17 protein-coding genes are annotated in these 19320 nt (G+C 41.7%); 9 read left to right on the forward strand and 8 right to left on the reverse strand.

The window, feature by feature from the left end; genetic code table 11:
- Nucleotides 1-655 precede the first annotated feature (655 nt).
- Together H6G86_RS39235 and H6G86_RS39240 are read left to right on the forward strand one after the other, a co-directional pair.
- Nucleotides 656-1075, forward strand: a complete 420-nt coding sequence (locus tag H6G86_RS39235; RefSeq protein WP_242065133.1) for a hypothetical protein — start codon at nt 656-658, stop codon at nt 1073-1075.
- A gap of 72 nt (nt 1076-1147) precedes the next feature.
- The gene (locus H6G86_RS39240) at nt 1148-1345 is read left to right on the forward strand and encodes a PEP-CTERM sorting domain-containing protein (RefSeq protein WP_242065134.1); all 198 of its coding nucleotides are present in this window, start codon (nt 1148-1150) and stop codon (nt 1343-1345) included.
- An 89-nt stretch (nt 1346-1434) separates the two neighbouring features.
- Here H6G86_RS39240 and H6G86_RS35255 read toward each other — a convergent pair whose 3' ends face one another.
- From H6G86_RS35255 to H6G86_RS35275, 5 genes are all read right to left on the reverse strand, one after another.
- Nucleotides 1435-2952 carry a trehalase family glycosidase gene (locus tag H6G86_RS35255; RefSeq protein WP_190938254.1) on the reverse strand — a complete coding sequence of 506 codons (1518 nt, stop codon included), beginning with the start codon at nt 2950-2952 and terminating at the stop codon, nt 1435-1437.
- Nucleotides 2953-3050: 98 nt separating this feature from the next.
- The gene (gene treY / locus H6G86_RS35260; protein ID WP_190938255.1) at nt 3051-5849 is read right to left on the reverse strand and encodes a malto-oligosyltrehalose synthase; all 2799 of its coding nucleotides are present in this window, start codon (nt 5847-5849) and stop codon (nt 3051-3053) included.
- A gap of 593 nt (nt 5850-6442) precedes the next feature.
- Nucleotides 6443-8290, reverse strand: a complete 1848-nt coding sequence (gene treZ / locus H6G86_RS35265) for a malto-oligosyltrehalose trehalohydrolase (protein WP_190938256.1) — start codon at nt 8288-8290, stop codon at nt 6443-6445.
- A gap of 401 nt (nt 8291-8691) precedes the next feature.
- Complete coding sequence (locus H6G86_RS35270) at nt 8692-9096, reverse strand: thiol-disulfide oxidoreductase DCC family protein (protein WP_190938261.1); 405 nt, start codon at nt 9094-9096, stop codon at nt 8692-8694.
- Nucleotides 9097-9172: 76 nt separating this feature from the next.
- Nucleotides 9173-9778, reverse strand: a complete 606-nt coding sequence (locus tag H6G86_RS35275; RefSeq protein WP_190938257.1) for a Uma2 family endonuclease — start codon at nt 9776-9778, stop codon at nt 9173-9175.
- An 89-nt stretch (nt 9779-9867) separates the two neighbouring features.
- On the opposite strand from H6G86_RS35275, the gene H6G86_RS39760 reads away from it, so the two are divergent.
- From H6G86_RS39760 to H6G86_RS35300, 6 genes are all read left to right on the forward strand, one after another.
- Entirely contained in the window at nt 9868-9990 is a 123-nt protein-coding gene (locus H6G86_RS39760; RefSeq protein WP_277883707.1) for a hypothetical protein, read from the forward strand.
- A 144-nt stretch (nt 9991-10134) separates the two neighbouring features.
- Entirely contained in the window at nt 10135-11187 is a 1053-nt protein-coding gene (locus H6G86_RS35280) for an aldo/keto reductase (RefSeq protein WP_190938262.1), read from the forward strand.
- Between the two features lie 156 nt (nt 11188-11343).
- Complete coding sequence (gene dps, locus H6G86_RS35285) at nt 11344-11916, forward strand: DNA starvation/stationary phase protection protein Dps (RefSeq protein WP_114085339.1); 573 nt, start codon at nt 11344-11346, stop codon at nt 11914-11916.
- A gap of 377 nt (nt 11917-12293) precedes the next feature.
- Nucleotides 12294-13010 carry a pirin family protein gene (locus H6G86_RS35290; RefSeq protein WP_190938258.1) on the forward strand — a complete coding sequence of 239 codons (717 nt, stop codon included), beginning with the start codon at nt 12294-12296 and terminating at the stop codon, nt 13008-13010.
- Nucleotides 13011-13167: 157 nt separating this feature from the next.
- Nucleotides 13168-14100, forward strand: coding sequence for a P-loop NTPase family protein (locus H6G86_RS35295; protein WP_242065135.1), 933 nt, complete (start codon nt 13168-13170; stop codon nt 14098-14100).
- A gap of 207 nt (nt 14101-14307) precedes the next feature.
- On the forward strand, nt 14308-15030 hold the full coding sequence (locus H6G86_RS35300) for a class I SAM-dependent methyltransferase (RefSeq protein WP_190938263.1): 723 nt from the start codon (nt 14308-14310) through the stop codon (nt 15028-15030).
- A gap of 513 nt (nt 15031-15543) precedes the next feature.
- On the opposite strand, the gene H6G86_RS35305 is transcribed toward H6G86_RS35300, so the two are convergent.
- The 3 genes from H6G86_RS35305 to H6G86_RS35315 all read right to left on the reverse strand — a co-directional run bounded on the left by H6G86_RS35305 (nt 15544) and on the right by H6G86_RS35315 (nt 17787).
- A complete protein-coding gene (locus tag H6G86_RS35305) occupies nt 15544-15972 on the reverse strand; it encodes a YidH family protein (RefSeq protein WP_114085399.1) in 429 nt (142 codons plus the stop codon).
- A 362-nt stretch (nt 15973-16334) separates the two neighbouring features.
- Complete coding sequence (locus H6G86_RS35310) at nt 16335-16997, reverse strand: hypothetical protein (protein ID WP_190938259.1); 663 nt, start codon at nt 16995-16997, stop codon at nt 16335-16337.
- A 79-nt stretch (nt 16998-17076) separates the two neighbouring features.
- Nucleotides 17077-17787: a cadmium resistance transporter gene (locus H6G86_RS35315; protein WP_114085342.1), complete on the reverse strand. Its 711-nt coding sequence runs from the start codon at nt 17785-17787 to the stop codon at nt 17077-17079.
- A gap of 207 nt (nt 17788-17994) precedes the next feature.
- Here H6G86_RS35315 and H6G86_RS35320 point away from each other — a divergent pair, with 207 nt between their 5' ends.
- Complete coding sequence (locus H6G86_RS35320) at nt 17995-18987, forward strand: LysR substrate-binding domain-containing protein (RefSeq protein WP_190938260.1); 993 nt, start codon at nt 17995-17997, stop codon at nt 18985-18987.
- The last annotated feature ends 333 nt before the right edge of the window (nt 18988-19320 follow it).

A 19320-nucleotide genomic window follows, 5' to 3' on the forward strand; every position in this document is an offset into this window, starting at 1 on the left:
CGAGTTCTGTCAAAGAGATTGTTGTAGTGACCCATGCTACGAAGCGGTCTTTCTTGACCAAGGTTGGGACGGTCTACTACTATTTCTAAGATACAAGGTTGGGTTTTGTTCCTTAACCCAACCTACTATGCTTCTTAACCCAAGCGTATTGGAATATAGAACAGGGAAATTGTATCGAATTTTTTGCCTCGGCATTACGCGCACATATATCCTTTGCTGATTCCTTTTGCGGCAGACTGAATCCTTATACCGTTTATTTGTGAAGCTGGAATAATATATTTACCCACCTGTATTTCCTATTTCCTAAGGGCGAACTATAGGGAGGGTGATAACGCGCATTTTTATACATAGTTGGTATTACGTAGATACATTCCATTGCAATATTTCTTGGAATTGCTGAATTGCAGGAATAATGATGAAGAAATTGTCCCGACGACGATCGCGGCATTACTCTTTTTTAAAGAAATTATAAAATAAACTTCTAATTTATCAGTATATTCTCTGGGAATTGTATAGCTATTTTTTACTCCTAATTACTGCTTTATATAGCAAGAGAAACCAATAAAGTTTTGATAAAGACTAGTCAATAAATCTACATTTTTATACAAAAAGAATTAGCTTAGTATTCGCAGCTACATAAAGTGATTTATTTGACATGAAAGTTACTAACATTTTTTCTCTTCTTTTAACTGGAATTGGAGCTACTGTTATTGCAACAGCTGCACCAGCTTCGGCTACCAGTTTTGGTTTTAATAATATTGCAGGCGGCGATACTGTTGGTGATGCTTTCGCTTCCAATTTCTCATTTGATGTAACTGACAATGGAGGTGGTACAGTTTTATTCAAATTTTTAAATAATGCTTCTTCCACCCAAGCCTTGAAACAGGTTGCTTTTAGCGTTGACAAGAGTGTATCGTTTATTTCGGATGACAACATGACGCTGAATGTAGGCAATTCCGGTACAGTTCTGTTTCAAAAAGACACTCAAAATTTGTCGCAAAGTAACAAGATTTCTGGATGGAATAATAAAACCTTTGGTGCCAGTACAGATGGTGGTAACGGTAACGCAGTTTAATCTGGAGAATCTTTAGGTATTACATTCACTGGTAAGTACAATGATGTTCTGGCAGCCATCAATGCTGGTACGTTGAAGGTAGGTATCCATGTGGGCAGTCTTCCCAATGGTTCTAGTGATAGCTATATTAATGGTGTAACACCTCCCACTTCCAGCAAATCAGTTCCTGAACCATCTAATTTGTTTGGAGTAGGTTTAGCTTTTGGAATTGCTACCTTGTTTAAAGCCAATAATGATAAAAAATGGAAAGAAGTTAAAATAAAAGCTTAATTATCAATTTTGTTTTATCTTTGATTAGTTATAGACATTTAAAAAGTGAGTAAGATTAGGGCGTGAGGTTTTTTCTCACGCCTTTTTATTTAAACTTTTTTCCCACGGGCTGCTAAGAGTTCTAGAATCACGCCATTTGTCCAGCCGAAGCCAACTTCGTTAGAACTATATCCAAAGGTGATTTCGTCGGAAACGTTGGCAGAACAGCGCTCAACATCATATTTTTCAACTAGGGTGTTGTGACGCTCGAATTCTTTCATTACCATCGCTAGAAATTTATTGGCAATGCGATCGCCTTCTGTATGAAATCCATAACGGTGAAGTCCCTGAACAGCAATTAATGTCAATGGTGCCCAACCGAAGGGAGCATCCCACTGGTTTCCGGTGATATGAGTACTGGTAAGAATTCCGCCTGGGGCTTCAAACAAAGATAGATTTTCCACGACTCGCTGGGCTTGGGCTTGAGAAGAAATTCCTAACCACAGGGGATAGAATGTGGTAGCAAATTCGTAGCAACGGCGTTTTCCACTCTGGAAGTGATAGTCGCAATAGAGTCCTCGTTCTTCATTCCAGAGAAATTGATCGATCCGATCGCGTCGATATTCGCCGCGATCGCGCCACTGCTGTTCCAATTCTTCGTTCCCGAAAATAGCGTTAATTTGCGCCAAGTCTTGTTCTACCTGATATAGCAAACTGTTGAGGCATACGGGAGCATAGTGGAGGATATCAGCACTGAAGGGGCCAAATCGGTTGGTGATATCAAAACCGGACTCGCGCATGGTGCGATCGGCCTTGTAAAATAGGTGGGTCAGTTTGTCATTTTCCCGATCGTAGTAAAGATTAACGTCGTAATCTTCAATCTCAAAGGTTTGGTAATATTCTTTGACGCGATCATAGTGGCTTTTTCCTTCCTCATCTCGCTCGGAAAACACGACTTCTGGCGCGGGGCCTTCGCCAAAGGCATAAAATCTGGATAAGCCGGTTCCGGGATTCAAGTGGGGCGGTACTACCCAGTAATAATAAAATTGTTCTAGCAGTGGTACGGTTGTCCTCAACCACTCTTCATCCTGGGTGTGCTGGAATAATGCCAAAACCATCATGCTGAGGACAGGGGGTTGCGATCGCGACAGCATGTAAGTCCGGTTGGCATTGAGGATAGTGCCGTAATGCTTCACCTGGTACAACAATTGATCTACCTGGCTTTGCGCTAGATCCCATTCTTGATCGTGCAAAAGTCCTAGTAATATAAAGTAGCTGTCCCAGCCATACATTTCGTTAAATCGACCACCTGGTACGACATAAGGCCCTGGTAGGTATAGTAACCCATGCTCTTTAATCGCTTCGACTTCCGACGGCAAAGTGCGAATTTCAATTCTTTGCATATCTTTGGAAGATAGCGATCGCTCCAATACGGTTTGAATGTTGGGACAATCTTCCAAGGGTGAAATGTAGACAATCCAGGGAGTTTCTTTTTCGTGGTCTAGTTTGGTATCTTTGGCAGATTGTAATAAGTGTTCGTGCGATCGCGTTAAGGTTTTCCACGTTTTTTTGATATGAGTCCGCACGCTATCAATCTGCGTGGTGGTAAGTTGTGGGGGAGTTGTCATATTTAGAATTTTTTATAACGCAAAGGAACGCAAAGGGAAGCGCAGAGGAACGCTGAGGTTTTACAGGGTTCTCTCTGCGTGAGACAAGATTTTTGTTTTTACTCGGCAGTGCTAATTAAGAGGGCAACTGGGAAATGGGTAAGGGCTGTTGCGATAGATAGGGTTTGTGTGGCTTGTAAGGGTTGCTGAGTGAGGACGTTTTTCCAGGTGGTGGGAGTTCCAGAGGGGAGTTGTAGGTGGGTATCTTGCCAAACTGACTCGCCTAGGGGGTTGTCTCCAGGTTGGATGAGGCTGGTTAAAAAGCGAGGCGCGATCGCGATCGCTGTTTGATTCCCTTCTCGTCGCGCAAAGGCGATGATGTGATTGGCGTAAGTTCCCTGAACTTCTAACGGCAGATAGTCGCCATCCTGGAATAAGGAGACATAGTTTGTTCTGGCTTGGAGTAATTGAGCCGTTAAAAACAGTTTGATTTTGCCATCTGTTTTATCGTTTAGCAACTCCTGAATTAGTCTGAGAATATCTGTTTTGGCTTGTTCGCGGATGTCGTTTAAGTAAGTACGTCGCTGTTCAAAATCTACGGGACGGCGATTGTCTGGATCGACTAGGCTGAGTTCCCAAAGTTCTGTTCCTTGGTATAAATCGGGTACGCCGGGTGCGGTAATCTTCAGCAGAGTTTGGGAAAGGGAATTGAAGATGCCATACTCTGCAATTCGCTGCTGAAAGGGACGAAAGGCTTCTAGAAATTCTTTGGAGATGGAAGGGTCTAGTACCTTTTCAATGAAGGAAGTACAGGCTTCTTCATACTCGCTATCAGGCCGCAGCCATGCTGTATGAACTTTCGCTTCTCGAATTGCCTTAATTATATAATCCTTCACCCGTTCCACGAAGGATGCGTGTTCCTGTTCTGCAAAGGGAAACGCCCCTACTAGGGTTTGATAGAGAAAATACTCATCGTTGCGATCGGGCATAGCAAACCCGTGGCGATGACTGCGACTTCCTCGATTAATAGCACTCCAGGTATTTACCTGCTGATCCCATTCATTAGGGATTTCTGACAATACATTCAATCTAGCCCGCACATCTTCGCCGCGTTTGGTGTCGTGGGTAGCTGTGGTGTTCATTGTGTGAGGCCAGGTTGCTTGGTGCTGTTTATTAAAGGCATGAAATTTGGCTAAATCGATACCAAAGTGACCGGGATTTCCCCCGACTTCATTCAGCGACAGCAACCGATTGTAAACATATAATGTGGTGTCTTCTACACCTTTAGCCATTAGCGGGCCACTATATTGCTGCATCCGCAAGACAAAATATATCCACTGTTCGCGTTCTGTTTGAGTCAAAGAATTATCAAATTCTAGCACCATTAACTTTTCAATAAAGGTCAGTTCATGCTGCAACAAGGGCGTTTGTTCTTTGGCTTGGCGAATTACTTCTTGAATGGTAGCGCGATCGCTCTCCCCAATCCCATCTGGTGTAATATATGTACGGTAAATCGGGAACAGAGTTAAAACTTCGGCGATCGCTCTTTTCAAGCCATTCAGGGTAAAGTCATTGCCATAGCGGTATTTGCTGGAAATGTTCTTTAACAAAAGAGCCAAATTGTCAATATCACCCGCTAAATTCTTTTCTAGTATCAGGTGCTTTTTATCCTTCACTACTGATGAATAATCTACTCTAGAACCAATAAAGTTTTGATAAATTTTATCGAAGGATGATTCATTTTCAGTTTGACAAAATACACCATTTACATAATTAAGAAAGTCATATCCCGATGTCCCTTCAATTTCCCAGTTTTCCGGCAGGTCTTCGGTGATTTCTAAAATCTTCTCGACCGTAATATAAACATCTCCCGTCTTTTCTCGGAGCCTTTGTAGATACTGGATTGGGTTATATAATCCATCAATATGATCGATGCGTAAGCCTGTAAATTTGCCCTCCTCAACCAGCTTTTGAATGAGGCTATGGGTATTATTAAAAACCCGCACTTCTTCAACTTTAACGGAAATCAGTTCATTAACGGTAAAGAAACGGCGATAGTTCATTTCTTCCGCCCCAACTTTCCAGAAAGCGAGACGGTAAAATTGATCGTTGAGTAATTCATCTAACAAGTTAAAGCTCTCTGAATTCCCTGGTTCTCCGTTGAAAGTTTGGATATTTTCGTCAATGAACTCGCGGATGGCATCATTTGTGGTGTAAAGTTCCCAAACCAATCCTTTAATAAATGCAATTTGGTCTTGTCGCTGTTTTCCCGCAACTTCTGAGGGCACACTTTTGAGAATATACAAAATACCTAATAGTTTAATAAAATCAGGGTGATTGCGTCCGAGTGTGCGTGTGAGTTTGCCCAGATTATGGGTAATAAATTTTGTGTAAGACTCTAATCGTAACGGCAGTTTTAAGCTGTAATAGTTTACAGTTAAACCGTTTTGTTCATATTGTAGTTGAATGTGTCCGTTTTCTAGGGATGCACCATAGAAATCTCCCAGCAAAGGAGCAAGAATTCGCTCTTGGCGATCGCCAAAGGGAGCATTCCAAGAAAGATCGAAGTAGTCTGTATAGCTAGAATCTGGGCCGTGTTCCAATACGTCCATCAAGTAATCGTTTTCGCTGCTATAGGCCATGTGGTTTGGCACTATATCTTGTAACCAGCCCATACCAAGGGATTGAACTTCGCTAACTAAGGCATCAAAAGATTCATTAGTTCCCAGTTCTGGGTTAAGTTGAGTGGCATCTACTATATCGTAACCGTGGGTACTCCCAGATCGTGCCTTGAAAATGGGGGAGGCATATAAATCAGAAATACCCAAATCTGCTAGATAAGCTGCGATCGCTTTAGCATTGTCAAAGCCAAACTGGGGTGTAAACTGAATTCGATAAGTTGCGGTAGGAATTCGCATGAGTTTGTTGTGATAAGAGATGGGGGGATATGGTTCGGTTAACGTGTTTGTTTCTGGAAGATCCCCGCAACCCTCCTTTTTAAGCAAGGATGTATACACAAGTCTGAAATAGCTGATTAACCAAGGTTTTACCCCACCCTAACCCTCCCCTTATAAAGGGGAGGGAACTAGATTTCTTGTTTTCCCCCTTTTATAAGGGGGGATTAAGGGGGGTAATTCGACTTGTGTGTACACCGTAGCCCTTTTAAGGGGGTCATCGCAGGCGGGGGATTTTATCTGATATTGAGAGGTGGGGGAGTTTGAACTTTTTAGCTCGGACGTTGAACCTTTTAGCTCGGACGTTGAACCTTTTAGCTCAGACGTTGAACCTTTTAGCTCGGACGTTGAACCTTTTAGCTCGGACGTTGAACCTTTTTACTAGGACGTTGAACCTTTTTACTCGGACGTTGAGTCTTTTTACTTGAACGTTGAGCCTTTTTACTCGGACGTTGAGCCTTTTTACTCGGACGTTGAACCTTTTAGCTTGAACGTTGAACCTTTTTGCTAGAAACTTGAGGTTTTAAGGCTGAAACTTGAAGTTTTAACTATCCCCCTTATCCTTTTTCATAGAGTACTAAACTCGTAGGTTGTAATTTCACTTCTTTTCCCGCAGACAGATGTTCATCTGCTTCAGAACCAGGCCCAGACCATGAGGTATCAGCAGAGTCCAACAATTTATTAGCATTATGCTGAATTGGTAGAGTCGCTGTGACTGGAGACGAATTGAAATTCATCACAAATATTAGTTCACTTGATTCGCACCAACGACGCACAATAACTAACTGCTTGTCTTCATCGCTAGTCGCTTCGATGGAATTGCGGTCTTGATTTAAAAGTGCTGGATGCGTTTTGCGTAAATTAATTAACTGACGATACCAATCCCACAGAACTTTGTGCTTACCTTCATGACGTAATTGCCAATTGAGTTTAGACTTTAGGAAAGTTTCCGCCGATTCGGGATCTGGGGGATCGTCTGCATAGTGAAATGCTTCAAATTCTTCTTTGCGTCCGGCTCGAACTGCTTGAATTAAATCGGGGTCGGAGTGACTGACAAAATAAATGAAGGGTGCAGTTTCTCCATATTCCTCACCCATAAATAACAGGGGTAAATTAGGCGACAGCAGCACAGCGCCAGCAGCTAACTTCAATCCTTCAAAAGAGATCCTCTGAGTGAGGCGTTCTCCTTTCATTTGATTGCCGATTTGATCGTGATTCTGAATGCAGATTGAAAACTGTGATAAATTGCGATCGCGGCAAGATATGCCATGAAATCGCTTGCGGTGTGGTGCGTACTTCCAATCGTAGACAAAAGTATCTTCATAAGCTTTTGCCAACTGAGTAGTTTGCCCAAAATCTTGATAATATCCTTGGCGATCGCCTGTCAAGAGTGCGTGCAATGAATGGTGAAAATCATCACTCCATTGGGCATCGAGACCATATCCACCCAATTCTGCTGGACGAATGATTTGCGGATTATTCAAGTCACTTTCGGCAATTAAGTGGCGTTTCCATTTTTGCCCTTGTTGTGAAAAATGATGAACTGCTTCCGCCAGTTCCCAAAGAAAATGCTTCGCCCCCAAGTCATAAATTGCTTGAATAGCATCAAGCCGCAATGCGTCAATGTGAAACTCGCGCAACCAGTAAAGCGCATTTTCAATAAAATAATTTCGCACACCCTGACTATGGGCATCATCGAAATTCAGCGCTTCACCCCAAGGTGTTTTATAGGTTTTAGTGAAGTAGGGTGCGAACTGACTCATATAGTTGCCTTCTGGCCCAAAGTGGTTATACACCACATCCAACACCACAGCGATATTGTGTTGGTGGCAAGCATTTACCAGTTGCTTCAGTTCGGCTGGGCTACCATAAGAATTTTGCACCGCATAAGGGTAAACACCATCATAGCCCCAGTTACGATATGCCAAAGACGCTTCAATATGGGTGTCTCCCGGAAACTGGGAAATGGGCATAATTTCAATCGCATTAATTCCCAGTTCCCTAAGTTCTGGTAGACGAGAAATAATCGCGGTGAAAGTTCCTTCAGGTGTGAATGTCCCAACATGGAGTTCGTAGAAAATCATCGACTCCACAGGAATACCAGTCCACCCTTCATCAGTCCACTCAAACTGATGATCGACAATTTGAGACGGGCCATGCACTCCTTCAGGTTGATACTGCGACGCGGGATCGGCAAAAGCGTCTTGACCATTCAAGACATACCGATAAAGCGTGCCTGGATACACATCATTTACTTTCGCGTGCCAATATCCCTCAGACTGAGGCTTGAGGGGAATAACCTGCTCCTGTGGTGTCAAAGTTTTTACAGTGACGCTATCTAATAGCGGCGACCAAACTGTAAATTCACATTCTCCATTACCCAAGTAGTTAGCACCAATTCTCACGCAGTATCCCTCCCGTCAGTATGTTGTGCCGAATTGTCGTGCGATGGCGTACCCGCCCACCGGAGGTGATCGCAACATTGATTGCACAATGTTTACAAACACGCCAGATAGCATAATGGTTCGTCTACGAGACTTTTTGCTAGCACCTGGAGGCGGATTTTTTAGCAGAACAAATTCTGTCTAATGACCAAAGAGGCAGGGGAGCAGGGGCAGGGGACAGGGGGAAAAAGATGCTGGAATGCCCCAGCAGTGTGGGGTTACGAGCTAATAAATGTATTTATGCTTAAGGAAAAAATATTTATTTAAGCGGAAAGTGCGACGATAAATAATGCGTACTTGTCTCAGAACCAATACATTTATTTATGGGGTTTCCCCTCATCTCCCTGCCCCCTGCCCTCTACCTACGGCTTGCAGCTACCATCAACACAGTAAGACGATTCATAAGTATTAGAACGCTTACCAAATATGGTGTAGCGATTATCGCGGATTTGTTCGTAAAAGCGATCGCCTGCCCATTTCATCCCCGGTAAGGCTCGATAAGCGTCTACAAATACACTTCCTACTGGCAATAATCGCCCAATTTCTTCAGCTGCGTTACTACCTTGCCAACGTCTTTGAGGTTCATTGCCATCAATTAAAATCATCCCCTGTTCACAATCTTGGGCTGTAATTCCCCACTGTAAAAGTGTCTGCTCATCTTGCATAGGAGCGTAGCGAAACAGCTTTCCCTTGTCTAAGGTTTCTAGCAATTGCACTAAAGTAACGCAGAGATTACAATTTCCGTCGTAGATTACGTAGTAGTTCATAAAAATAATTATTTTAGCGTAGAAAACTATAGCGATCGCTCTTGCTTCAGTAAGAGCCAAAACAAAATTTAAGTTGTTAAATAGGCATGATATCGTCAAGTTTAAGTTGTAAATTTGGCAATAGTTCAGAAGAAATAGTATCTCCTAAATGATATTGTTGCTGCTGGTAAACACCGTTAACTAACTGACAAACGGTAAAGGTGGGTTGTTTAGGATTGCCGATAAATTGCAAGCCACCCAAGCCACGAAAGTCAACAATCCAGTATTCTAGGATATTAAGAAAAGCGTATTCTTCAACTTTTCTGGCATAATCATCTTGCCAATTAGTGCTAACAACTTCAGCAACAAATTTGATTGTGCTGCCGTTACAAATAATAGGTTCTTTTGACCATAGCGGTTCTTTGCTAAGTTCAGCTTTATCTAAAACAATTACATCAGGACGCAGTGCTGTGGCTTCAGCAGCAGGTGGTTTAATCAGACAGGTTTTTGGGATTAGCCAGTTAAAATTAGAATAAAAAATTTCGACATAGATTCTACCAGCAATACTACCTGCAACAGCTTCATGTAGTCCTGTAGGTTCCATATCTCTTAGTTGTCCATCGATTAATTCGTAGCGTGTATTATCACCATATTGAGCTATAAATTCTTCAAAAGTCAGTAGTTTGGATGAAGTGTAGGTCATTATGTCTTATTTTGACTTGACTTAGGCTTATTGTAGCGGTTGCCGTTGCAAAGTCCATCGCATTCACAAAGCGGGCTAATGCATTAACAATGCAAGCATTCCCATTTACAAAGCGGGCTAATGCATTCATAATGCAAGCGATCGCATTCACAAAGCGGACTAGTGCATTCACAATGCAAGCGATCGCTCTTGCTTCGCTAAAGTTAAGTTAGCGCGAAAAACCCCAAGTATATTACGAAACGTAAAGAGGCTTAAAGCCCTTACTAATGACCAATGACAAAGGACAAATGACAACCTTTGTTATCATGCCTTTGGAATGGTATTCGCGTTGTTTTTTCGTTAAAGAGAAAATATTCATGAGATACAAACTCTTAGGCAAAAGCGGATTAAGAGTCTCTGAACTCTCCTTGGGAACCATGACCTTTGGTGAAGATTGGGGTTGGGGTGCATCTGTTGACGAGAGTCGTAAAATCTTTGACACATATACAGAAGCAGGGGGAAATTTCATTGACACCGCCAACGGTTATACCGATGGTAGCAGTGAAAAAATTGTCGGTGAGTTGATTGCAAAAGAACGAGAACGCTTTGTAGTTGCGACAAAATATTCCTTTCCCTTGCAGATGAATAACCAAAAGGGCGACCCTAACGCCAGTGGAAACCATCGCAAGAATTTAATCCAGTCTTTAGAAGGTAGCTTGAAACGACTGAACACCGATTACATTGATTTATTTTGGTTGCACGCTTGGGATTTTACAACACCTATTGAAGAAGTTTTGCGATCGCTTGATGATGTAGTTCGTCAAGGTAAAGTACTTTACATTGGCATTTCTGACGCACCTGCTTGGATCGTTTCTCAAGCAAATACCATTGCCCAGTTCCAAGGATGGACGCAGTTTGTTGCACTGCAAATTGAGTATAGTTTAATTCAGCGAACACCAGAGCGTGATTTGCTACCGATGGCGAAAGCTTTTGATTTGGCGGTAACGCCTTGGTCGCCCTTGGGTGGCGGTGTGCTAACAGGTAAGTATAATCAGCCTCCTCAAGCAGGCGATGAACAAGGACGATTAACAAATCCAGCGTTAGGAAGTATTTCAGAACGGAATTTAGCGATCGCTCAAGTTGTTAGTGAAGTTGCAGCAGAAATTGGCCACACACCCTCACAGGTAGCATTAGCTTGGTTACTAGCTCAAAGTGGTGTTATTATTCCCATAATTGGGGCACGTAAATTAACGCAGTTTCAAGATAACTTAGCTTCTTTAGATGTCAGCCTTTCGCCAGAACATCTGCAACGCTTAGATGAAGTTAGCAAAATTGAACTGGGTTTTCCCCATGACTTTTTGCAGAATGATGTAATTCGCGATCGGCTTTTTGGTGGTACATTTAATACCATAGAAAACCATCGCATCTAAATGTCATTTTTAACTTGACCAATCTAAAATTCAAAATGGTATAAAGCCTTGAACAGTAACACATTCAGGCATTAATACAATCCATCGTCAGAGAGTTTCGCACAACCAGCCAATATCTGTAAAGTTAGATTTAAAAGGCATTAACAACGTAGACCCATGAGCGACAACAGCATTACATCACGTCTGTACCCTACCCGCATTGACATTCCCGCCAAAGCGAGAGTTCAAATCGTGGTGCTTCTCAACCAAACCTTAGCAGCTACTTCGGATTTAAAAACCCAAGCAAAGCAAGCGCATTGGAATGTTAAAGGAACTGACTTCTATCAGCTACATCTATTATTTGATGAACTTGCTGGGGAATTGGAAGGATACATCGATTTAGTAGCTGAACGCGTCACAGCTTTAGGCGGATACGCTTTCGGAACAGCCCGCGCCGCAGCTAGTAATTCAATTCTGCCAGAATATCCCTTAGATATTTTGGATGGTAAAGATCATGTGACAGCCTTAGCAGATCGCTTTGCACTCTATGCGAAACATATTAGAGAAGCGATCGCAAAAACTGATGAATTAGGTGATGCTGATACTGCCGATCTTTACACCGAAATTTCTCGTACCATTGACAAACGACTCTGGTTCTTAGAAGCTCATCTACAAATAGCAGAAATCAAAGAAGAGAATGGTAACGCTGGTACTACTAAAACTCAAAAGATTCCTGCTGCTGTAAAATAAGCACTTCTGAGAAAAGTAGTCTTTCTTAAATCTAATAGTATCTTTTTGGTAAGTACGTCACTTTTAAGTGCGTACTTTTCATTTATATGTATATACCTTACTATTGAAATAGTTCAAAACGAAGTCAAGAAATTCACCAATATCTTCAACAAGCGAGCCATCAAAATTAATACTTAAACTTTAAGAAGTTATTAGGTGAGTGAAAAAGTATGCTAATTCCGTTTTGATTTCAAATACCAACTTTAGATTTTTCCTGCAATCTAAAATCGTTCACTGAGCGTATCGCTAAAGCGTAGCGTTCCGCATGAAAGTCTAAAATCTAAAATCCAAAATTGAGTCGTTCCTAACTAAATACTCATTAACAAAGAGGTAGATTTATGTCTCAAAATACAATTACCCACTTAATTCACGATCGCAATGCCCGTGGTCACGCGAAAATGGGCTGGCTCGATAGCTATCACACATTTTCTTTCGGTAGTTTTTACGATCCCAATCGTATGGGATTTCGCTCTCTGCGCGTGATTAACGACGATCGCATCGCCCCTGGTGCCGGATTCCCTACCCACAGTCATCGTGATATGGAAATCCTCACTTATGTCTTAGAAGGTGCTGTAGAGCATAAAGACAGTTTGGGGACTGGTTCGGTAATTCGCCCCGGTGATGCCCAAATTATGAGCGCTGGAACTGGAATCAGCCACAGCGAATTTAATCCTTCACCAACTGAACCACTACACTTACTGCAAATCTGGATTCTTCCCGATCGAGAAGGAATAACGCCAAGATATGAACAAAAAGCTTTTCCTCTCGAAGAAAAGCGCGGTAAACTCCGCTTAATTGCCTCTAAAGATGGGCGCGATGGTGCTGTGACAATTCACCAAGATGTTGAGTTATACACATCTGTTTTAGAAGCAGGCGATGTTGTCAATTATCAAGTCAAAAGCGATCGCTATGCCTGGTTACAAGTAGCGCGAGGTATAGTCGATTTAAATGGAGAAGAACTCAGAGCCGGCGATGGTGTGCAAATCAATGGCGAAGAACAGCTAGAAATTAGCACCAACATCGGCGGCGAAATCTTGCTTTTCGATTTGGGTTAATCTTAAGTTCGTTTGCTGAAAAGCTAGCTTGTGGGGTAGGCATTGCAATGCCCACCCTACTATAGTTTGTTAGAGAAAAATTTCTCAATTGAGGCGCGGATTTGCCATTGCATTGCGAATCCTTAAGTAGGGATAGGTCAAAACTTTCACAATAGTTTTGACCTATCCCTTTTGTAGTAAAAATGTACTATTATTTTTAGTGTTACAGCAATGCAATTTCTTCAGATGGTTAGTGTATCCGATTTGCAAGCATTATTTAAACTATATCCAAATCACGGTTATACTTTCTCATAAAACCACCAAAACAACTAGGCGGCAACGGCCAAAAAGTTCTTATTTTGGGAAAGATGTATCAGGCTTTAATAAGTTATTAGAGGTGGCTGTAATGCCGACGATTCATTTTGTGGATGGTGAAAAAGGCGGGGTAGGAAAATCTCTCTTTGCCAGGACAATGATTCAGTATTGTCTGGATAAGAGAATCCCATTTGTACCAGTGGAGACAGATAGATCGAATCCAGATGTGGCAGGGGTATATAAGGAAATATGTAAGTATGCTGTGTTTAGTGAGAACGAACGACAGGCAAATAAGGCAGATAGAATATTTGAGTGGGCCATAGAGAGGCCAGTAATTGTGAATTTAGCCGCACAATCGCATAGAGCAGTGCAGGGGTGGATTGAATCTAATCAATTACTTGAACTAGGAAGTTCGCAGGGAGTGATGTTTTGTAAATGGTTTGTATCGACAGGAGGATACGACAGCATCAACCTGTTTACTCAGTCAGTGAATACTTACGGCGAAAAAATCCCTCATATTCTGGTGAGGAATTTGGGGCTGTGTGATGATTGGGAACATCTAGAGTTAGACTCCAACTTTCAGAACACAGTAAATAAATATCAGATAAAAGTTATAGATTTTCCCAAGTTAGCATACAGAGAAAGAAACATAATTGACCAAAATCGCCTGACTTTTGCAGAGGCTAGAGAGTATAAAGAATTTGGAGTAATTGGAAAACAGAGAGTAGTGAATTTTCTCAAGCTTGCTTATGGTGCTTTTGAGAAAGTAGGTATCTGGTATGAAAAAGTTGAATAGCAGTTATTAGTCATTAGTCATTGGTCATTAGTCATTGGTCATTAGTCATTGGTACTAATGACCAATGACTTAGGACAAACCCCAGCAGTAGATTGGATGGGTATGCGATGGCGTACCCGCCCGCCGGAGGCGATGGTGTACCTGCTCACCGGAGGCGATCGCAAAACGAATTTGACTACAATTCTTAGAAAGAGTAGCAAAAATCTAATGTCCAAAAAGTCTGATTCGCAGTTCCAAAATCTCTTTACTTCAGCCAAATCAAGCAACTGGGACGAAAGATTAGGCCAAATAGCCTATCGTTTTAACCGAGAGTATCAACGTGAAACCTTTGAACTCCCAACCGAAGTCCAGGCGATGCCGATATTTCGTGAGTGGATTGGAGGTAGTTTTGCCGGGAGAATTGCTTCCCCTTTTTGGGAAATTGCTCAACCTCAAAAAAACCAGCACTGTTTAGATATTGGCTGTGGTATCAGCTTTTTAATATATCCTTGGCGGGATTGGCAAGCATTTTTTCATGGGCAAGAAATTAGTAATGTGGCACGCGATACCCTAAACTCTCGTGGGCCGCAGTTGAATTCTAAGCTGTTCAAAGGTGTTGAGTTGGGAGCAGCCCATCAGTTAAACTATTCACCAGAGCAGTTTGATCTAGCGATCGCAACAGGATTTAGCTGCTATTTTCCACTCGAATACTGGAATGCAGTACTCGCAGAAGTTAAGCGAGTATTAAAACCGGGTGGACATTTTGTGTTTGACATCCTTAACCCAGAACAGCCTTTAGCAGAAGATTGGGCAGTTTTAGAAACCTATTTGGGGGCTGAGGTGTTTTTAGAGCCTGTAGCTGAGTGGGAAAAAGCTATTAAGGCGGCTGGCGCTAAAATAGTCACGCAAAAACCAGGAGAATTATTCCAAATGTACAAAGTGCGGTTTTGAAAATAAGTAACCTGAGTTCGGGATAAGAAATCCTCAAAAGCCTTGAATTATCGTTGTTCGGTCTAAAGCTCTGTTTTCATCTATTGTCAATAAGACATATTGCTGAGATTAGTTTCATTTGTGAACCTTATTAACAAAATGATTCCACTTTTATCCCTGCTTTGATCAATTCCAGTTTTATTCAATCCTGACAGAATAAGCTTTTTAGCTTCTGGCTTAACCCGAACTCAGGTTAAGTAGCTACAGATATAGCACTGCTACGAAAAGAATGTAGAGACGTAGCAGTGCTACGTCTCTACAAGGTTTCTGGATAAGGCATATTTCATTTTTGGAGATGTCTAATTATCATCCAATACAGTTCAGTTAAGCATCTCTTTCTTCTCTCTGCGTTCTCTGCGCCAACTCTTGGAGACGCTGCGCGTTGGCGGAAGCCTCTCGTAGAGAAGGCGGTTCGTTAAAAAAACGACTTTGGTAACAGAGTTTTAGCCTTAACTGAACCGTATTGACTTATCATCACTCAGGGATAAGTGGACTTAATGGATCTAAAGAAGTTGTAAAAACAAAATAGATTACCCCAGTTCCCAGAATCATCACAGCGAGGCTGAAAAGCAACACCCATCTGTCTGTCGGTTCATAAGTATCTTCTTCGATATCACGACGGACAGCGAAATAGTGACTAGTTGAGAGCCACACCGTAATCAAACCCACCAACGAAAAGACTAAACCTAACTTCCAGCCGTTGCCAGGACGCGGCATCAAAGGCACTTGGAAGGCACGCAAACGCACAATTACCACCCCAAAACCTAAAAGAGCAATCCCTGTCCGCATCCAAGCCAGGTAGGTACGCTCATTTGCCAAGTGATCTCGGATTCGAGAAGGATTGAGTCGTCCTGGCTTTTTTTGATCTTTATCTTCTTCTGTGGATTTCAATTTTAACTGCATCAATAACACCCTTATCCCCAAAGCGGCTCTTCTCAAAAAAATGCGGAGGTAGTAGGAAATCTCTTTCCAGATCACTCGCAGCCAGCACAATAGTTGCGCTACTGAAATATGCCTATTGTGATTGTACATATTTTTTCAAAATATATCTTAATGCAGATATAGAAATAAAACAAGCCTGACTGAATAATTCAGAATTCGTAATTGATGGTACAGAGCAGTTATAAGTAATAAGATGTTATAAAAAACAGCCAATAATCAGAGAGATTTTTCACCAGTCTTAAGTCAGGTTTTTTCTCTAATTTTGGCTGTTACTCTGTTGAAGTTGAGAACAATCATTCAAAAGTAGACTATGCAGTTAGATTTCAAGACTTCTTAATAGGTGCATTAGGAACTCGTGTATCTATGATAGCCTGCGATATATCTGGGATAAACCAGTTAGCCTTATTGCTGTTAAGAACTTTCACAGTCGGAACATTTAATTCAATCGCACCAGTATCTGGATTGCTCTTAATCACCAACTGAGTTCCATCAAGGATCTTCAGAGCCGCAGGCCCTGTCAATTCTTCACCTTGTCCATTCGGACTAGAAGTGAAGTTTGCTACTTTGATATCATTCGGTAGATAGATGCCATCACAATCCCAGTTATCTTTAGTTGACTGACCATTAGCTAGAAAATACAAACCATTGTCGTATATGGCATCTTCATTGTCATCATCATTTGGTCTTTTACCGTATACTGCTATGGTATTACCTGTTTGGTTTTCGCATTTCCCCCAGTTAATTCCCGTCTCTAAAGCATATTTTTGCAGTGTTAATTCCTCGGTTCTCTTTTGAATTTCTTCTGGTGTCAGACCTTGAACTTGAGTTTGGGCATCTTTTGTTTGAGACAGTTCATTAAGAGCTTTAGTGACTTCGATATAATCAGGGTTTTTGCTAAATTTTGGTCTATCAGCAAAAGAAGGTTGAGCGAAGGCTAGATTAGCGAAAATCATTAAGGCAATTAGCAGAGATTTCCAGACTTTCATGTTTTGATTCCTGTTGATGGGTAAGATATTTTGTAGTTTTAAATTCATTTTGGTAATAAAATTCATGATGCACATCTTTCTAGATACTTAACTTTTCTTGTTCTTCACTCGAAGATTGAGTATTGAAACCTAAGATTAATGAGAATATATAACTAGAAACTACAGATAAAAGAGTCCAGGTTACGTTTTCTGTGACAATAAACACGCCCAAACCAATCAAGATACAAGGTACAAAAGTGTTACCATTTTCAGTTAAAAAATGTGCGATCGCAGGCAAGTAGGTCAACTTATAAGCGGTATAACACCATACGCCCACTAGCGAAAAGAATACACTGAGTATAATTAGCAGACTATCTAATTCCGAATTGGCAAACAGAGGCACGTAGACGCTGATATTATCACTACCATTGGCAAAGGCGATCGCAGCGACGTTGCAAGTTTGGGGTGAGAAAAAGCTCCTAACTATAGAGGGACAAGATGGCTCGGTTTCTTCTGCACCTTCCTCTGGTGAATCCTCTTCGCGTTTTAGTAAACCACTCACACCAATGATTATTGGCATTAAACCAAGTAGTCTAATCCAGTCCTGCGGTATAATTAGTCCACCGAAAAACCCAGGAAGGCTAGCAACAATCAATGCAGCAAAGCCGAGATACTGACCAGCAAGGATGTGACGACTGCGGAACGTTTTATTTATTTGTGAAAAAAGCAACGTCAGAATCACAATATCATCGATGTTGGTGGCAGTGAATGCCGTGATCCCTGTGGTAATTGCAGTTACTAAACCGCTCATTTTTGGAAGTCCTTATTTTGATGCTTGGCAATTGGGCATTAATCATTGGCCATTTACAAACTACAAATGACTAATGGCAAATGACTAAGTAAAAAGCTTTGATTTATACTTTAGTGAAACTAACCGATAGAATCAAATGCTTTTGTTTGTCAAAATGATAAATGAAAGTGATTAAATCTTTGACACCAAGTTGTAGGGATACCATAAATGGCAGGAATGACGCTTGAGCAGCTAAAAATCTTTCTGGCTGTGGCACAGCACTTACACTTTACTCGCGCAGCAGAGGAGCTTTATATTACACAACCTGCCGTCAGTGCAGCAATCCACAACTTAGAGCAAGAATATGGTGTGAAACTGTTCCATCGGATTGGTCGCCATATTGAGATTGCTGAGGCGGGTAAATTACTGCAAGTGGAAGCGCAGAAAATTCTCGATCAAGTTTCCTTGACTGAAAGAGGATTGCGAGAATTGAACAATCTGCAAAGGGGTGAATTGAAATTAGGGTCAAGTCTGACAATTGGTAACTACTGGCTACCAAGTAAGATTAGTGAGTTTAAGAGCCGGTATCCCGGTATTCAGATTAACTGTAGCCTTGCCAATACAGAAGAGATTTGTCTAGGAACAGCCACAGGACAGTTTGATTTAGGTTTGGTAGAAGGAGATGTGAAGCCAGCACTCCAGAGTACTCTAGAGTATGAAATAGTGGGGAGCGATCGCTTACAAATAGTAGTAGGCCAAAAACACCCTTGGTTTGAGTGGGGAGAAATTGACTTAAGCCAATTGACTAAAACCCCTTGGGTGATGCGTGAACCTGGTTCTGGAACCCAGCAAAGGTTTGAGGAAGCCTTACAGAATTGGGAAATCAATCTCAGTGAACTGGATGTAATTTTAGTATTCAATAGTGGAGAGATGACAAAAGCAGCGATCGAAGATGGTGTCGGTGCGATCGGAATTTCTGAGTTGATGGTAAAAAAAGAAATACAACTGGGAACTCTACGAGCAATTCGAGTGATTGATAATAGAGACGGTAACGGTGCGATGCCTACGGCTGGCTACACCTACGCAGAAATAGTTCGACCTTTTTTCAAACTCAAGCATCGTCAGCGTTTTCAAACTGCTCTTTCCAAAGTCTTTGAACAAATGTTGATCTCATCTATGTCAGATGGCTCACATCAACATATATCAAAATCACTTATTTGAAATAACATCATTTCCACTGCTCATCTAGTAATATCAAATCCTTTTGCATCGGAATTATTCCTCTTTCCTTTCCCTCTGCGTTCTCAGCGTCTCTGCGGTTTTTAATTTACAAAACTGTCCCTCTCCGGCTCGGAGCTACGGTGTACACACATCTCTCTACAAAACCAAAATGTAGTAGATCCTCCTAAATCCTCCGATAAATTGGAGGACTTTGAGAGGTTCTTGCCCCCTTTTGATACTGCTGGCGAAATATTGCTTAACCTACCGACTGAGCCATAAGCTTTGCAAATTGCGAAGTTCGCGTGGTCGCTTGTGGAACACCGGACAGCCAGT

The sequence above is a fragment of the Nostoc sp. FACHB-133 genome, from assembly GCF_014698055.1.
In the GTDB taxonomy this organism is placed as follows: domain Bacteria; phylum Cyanobacteriota; class Cyanobacteriia; order Cyanobacteriales; family Nostocaceae; genus Nostoc.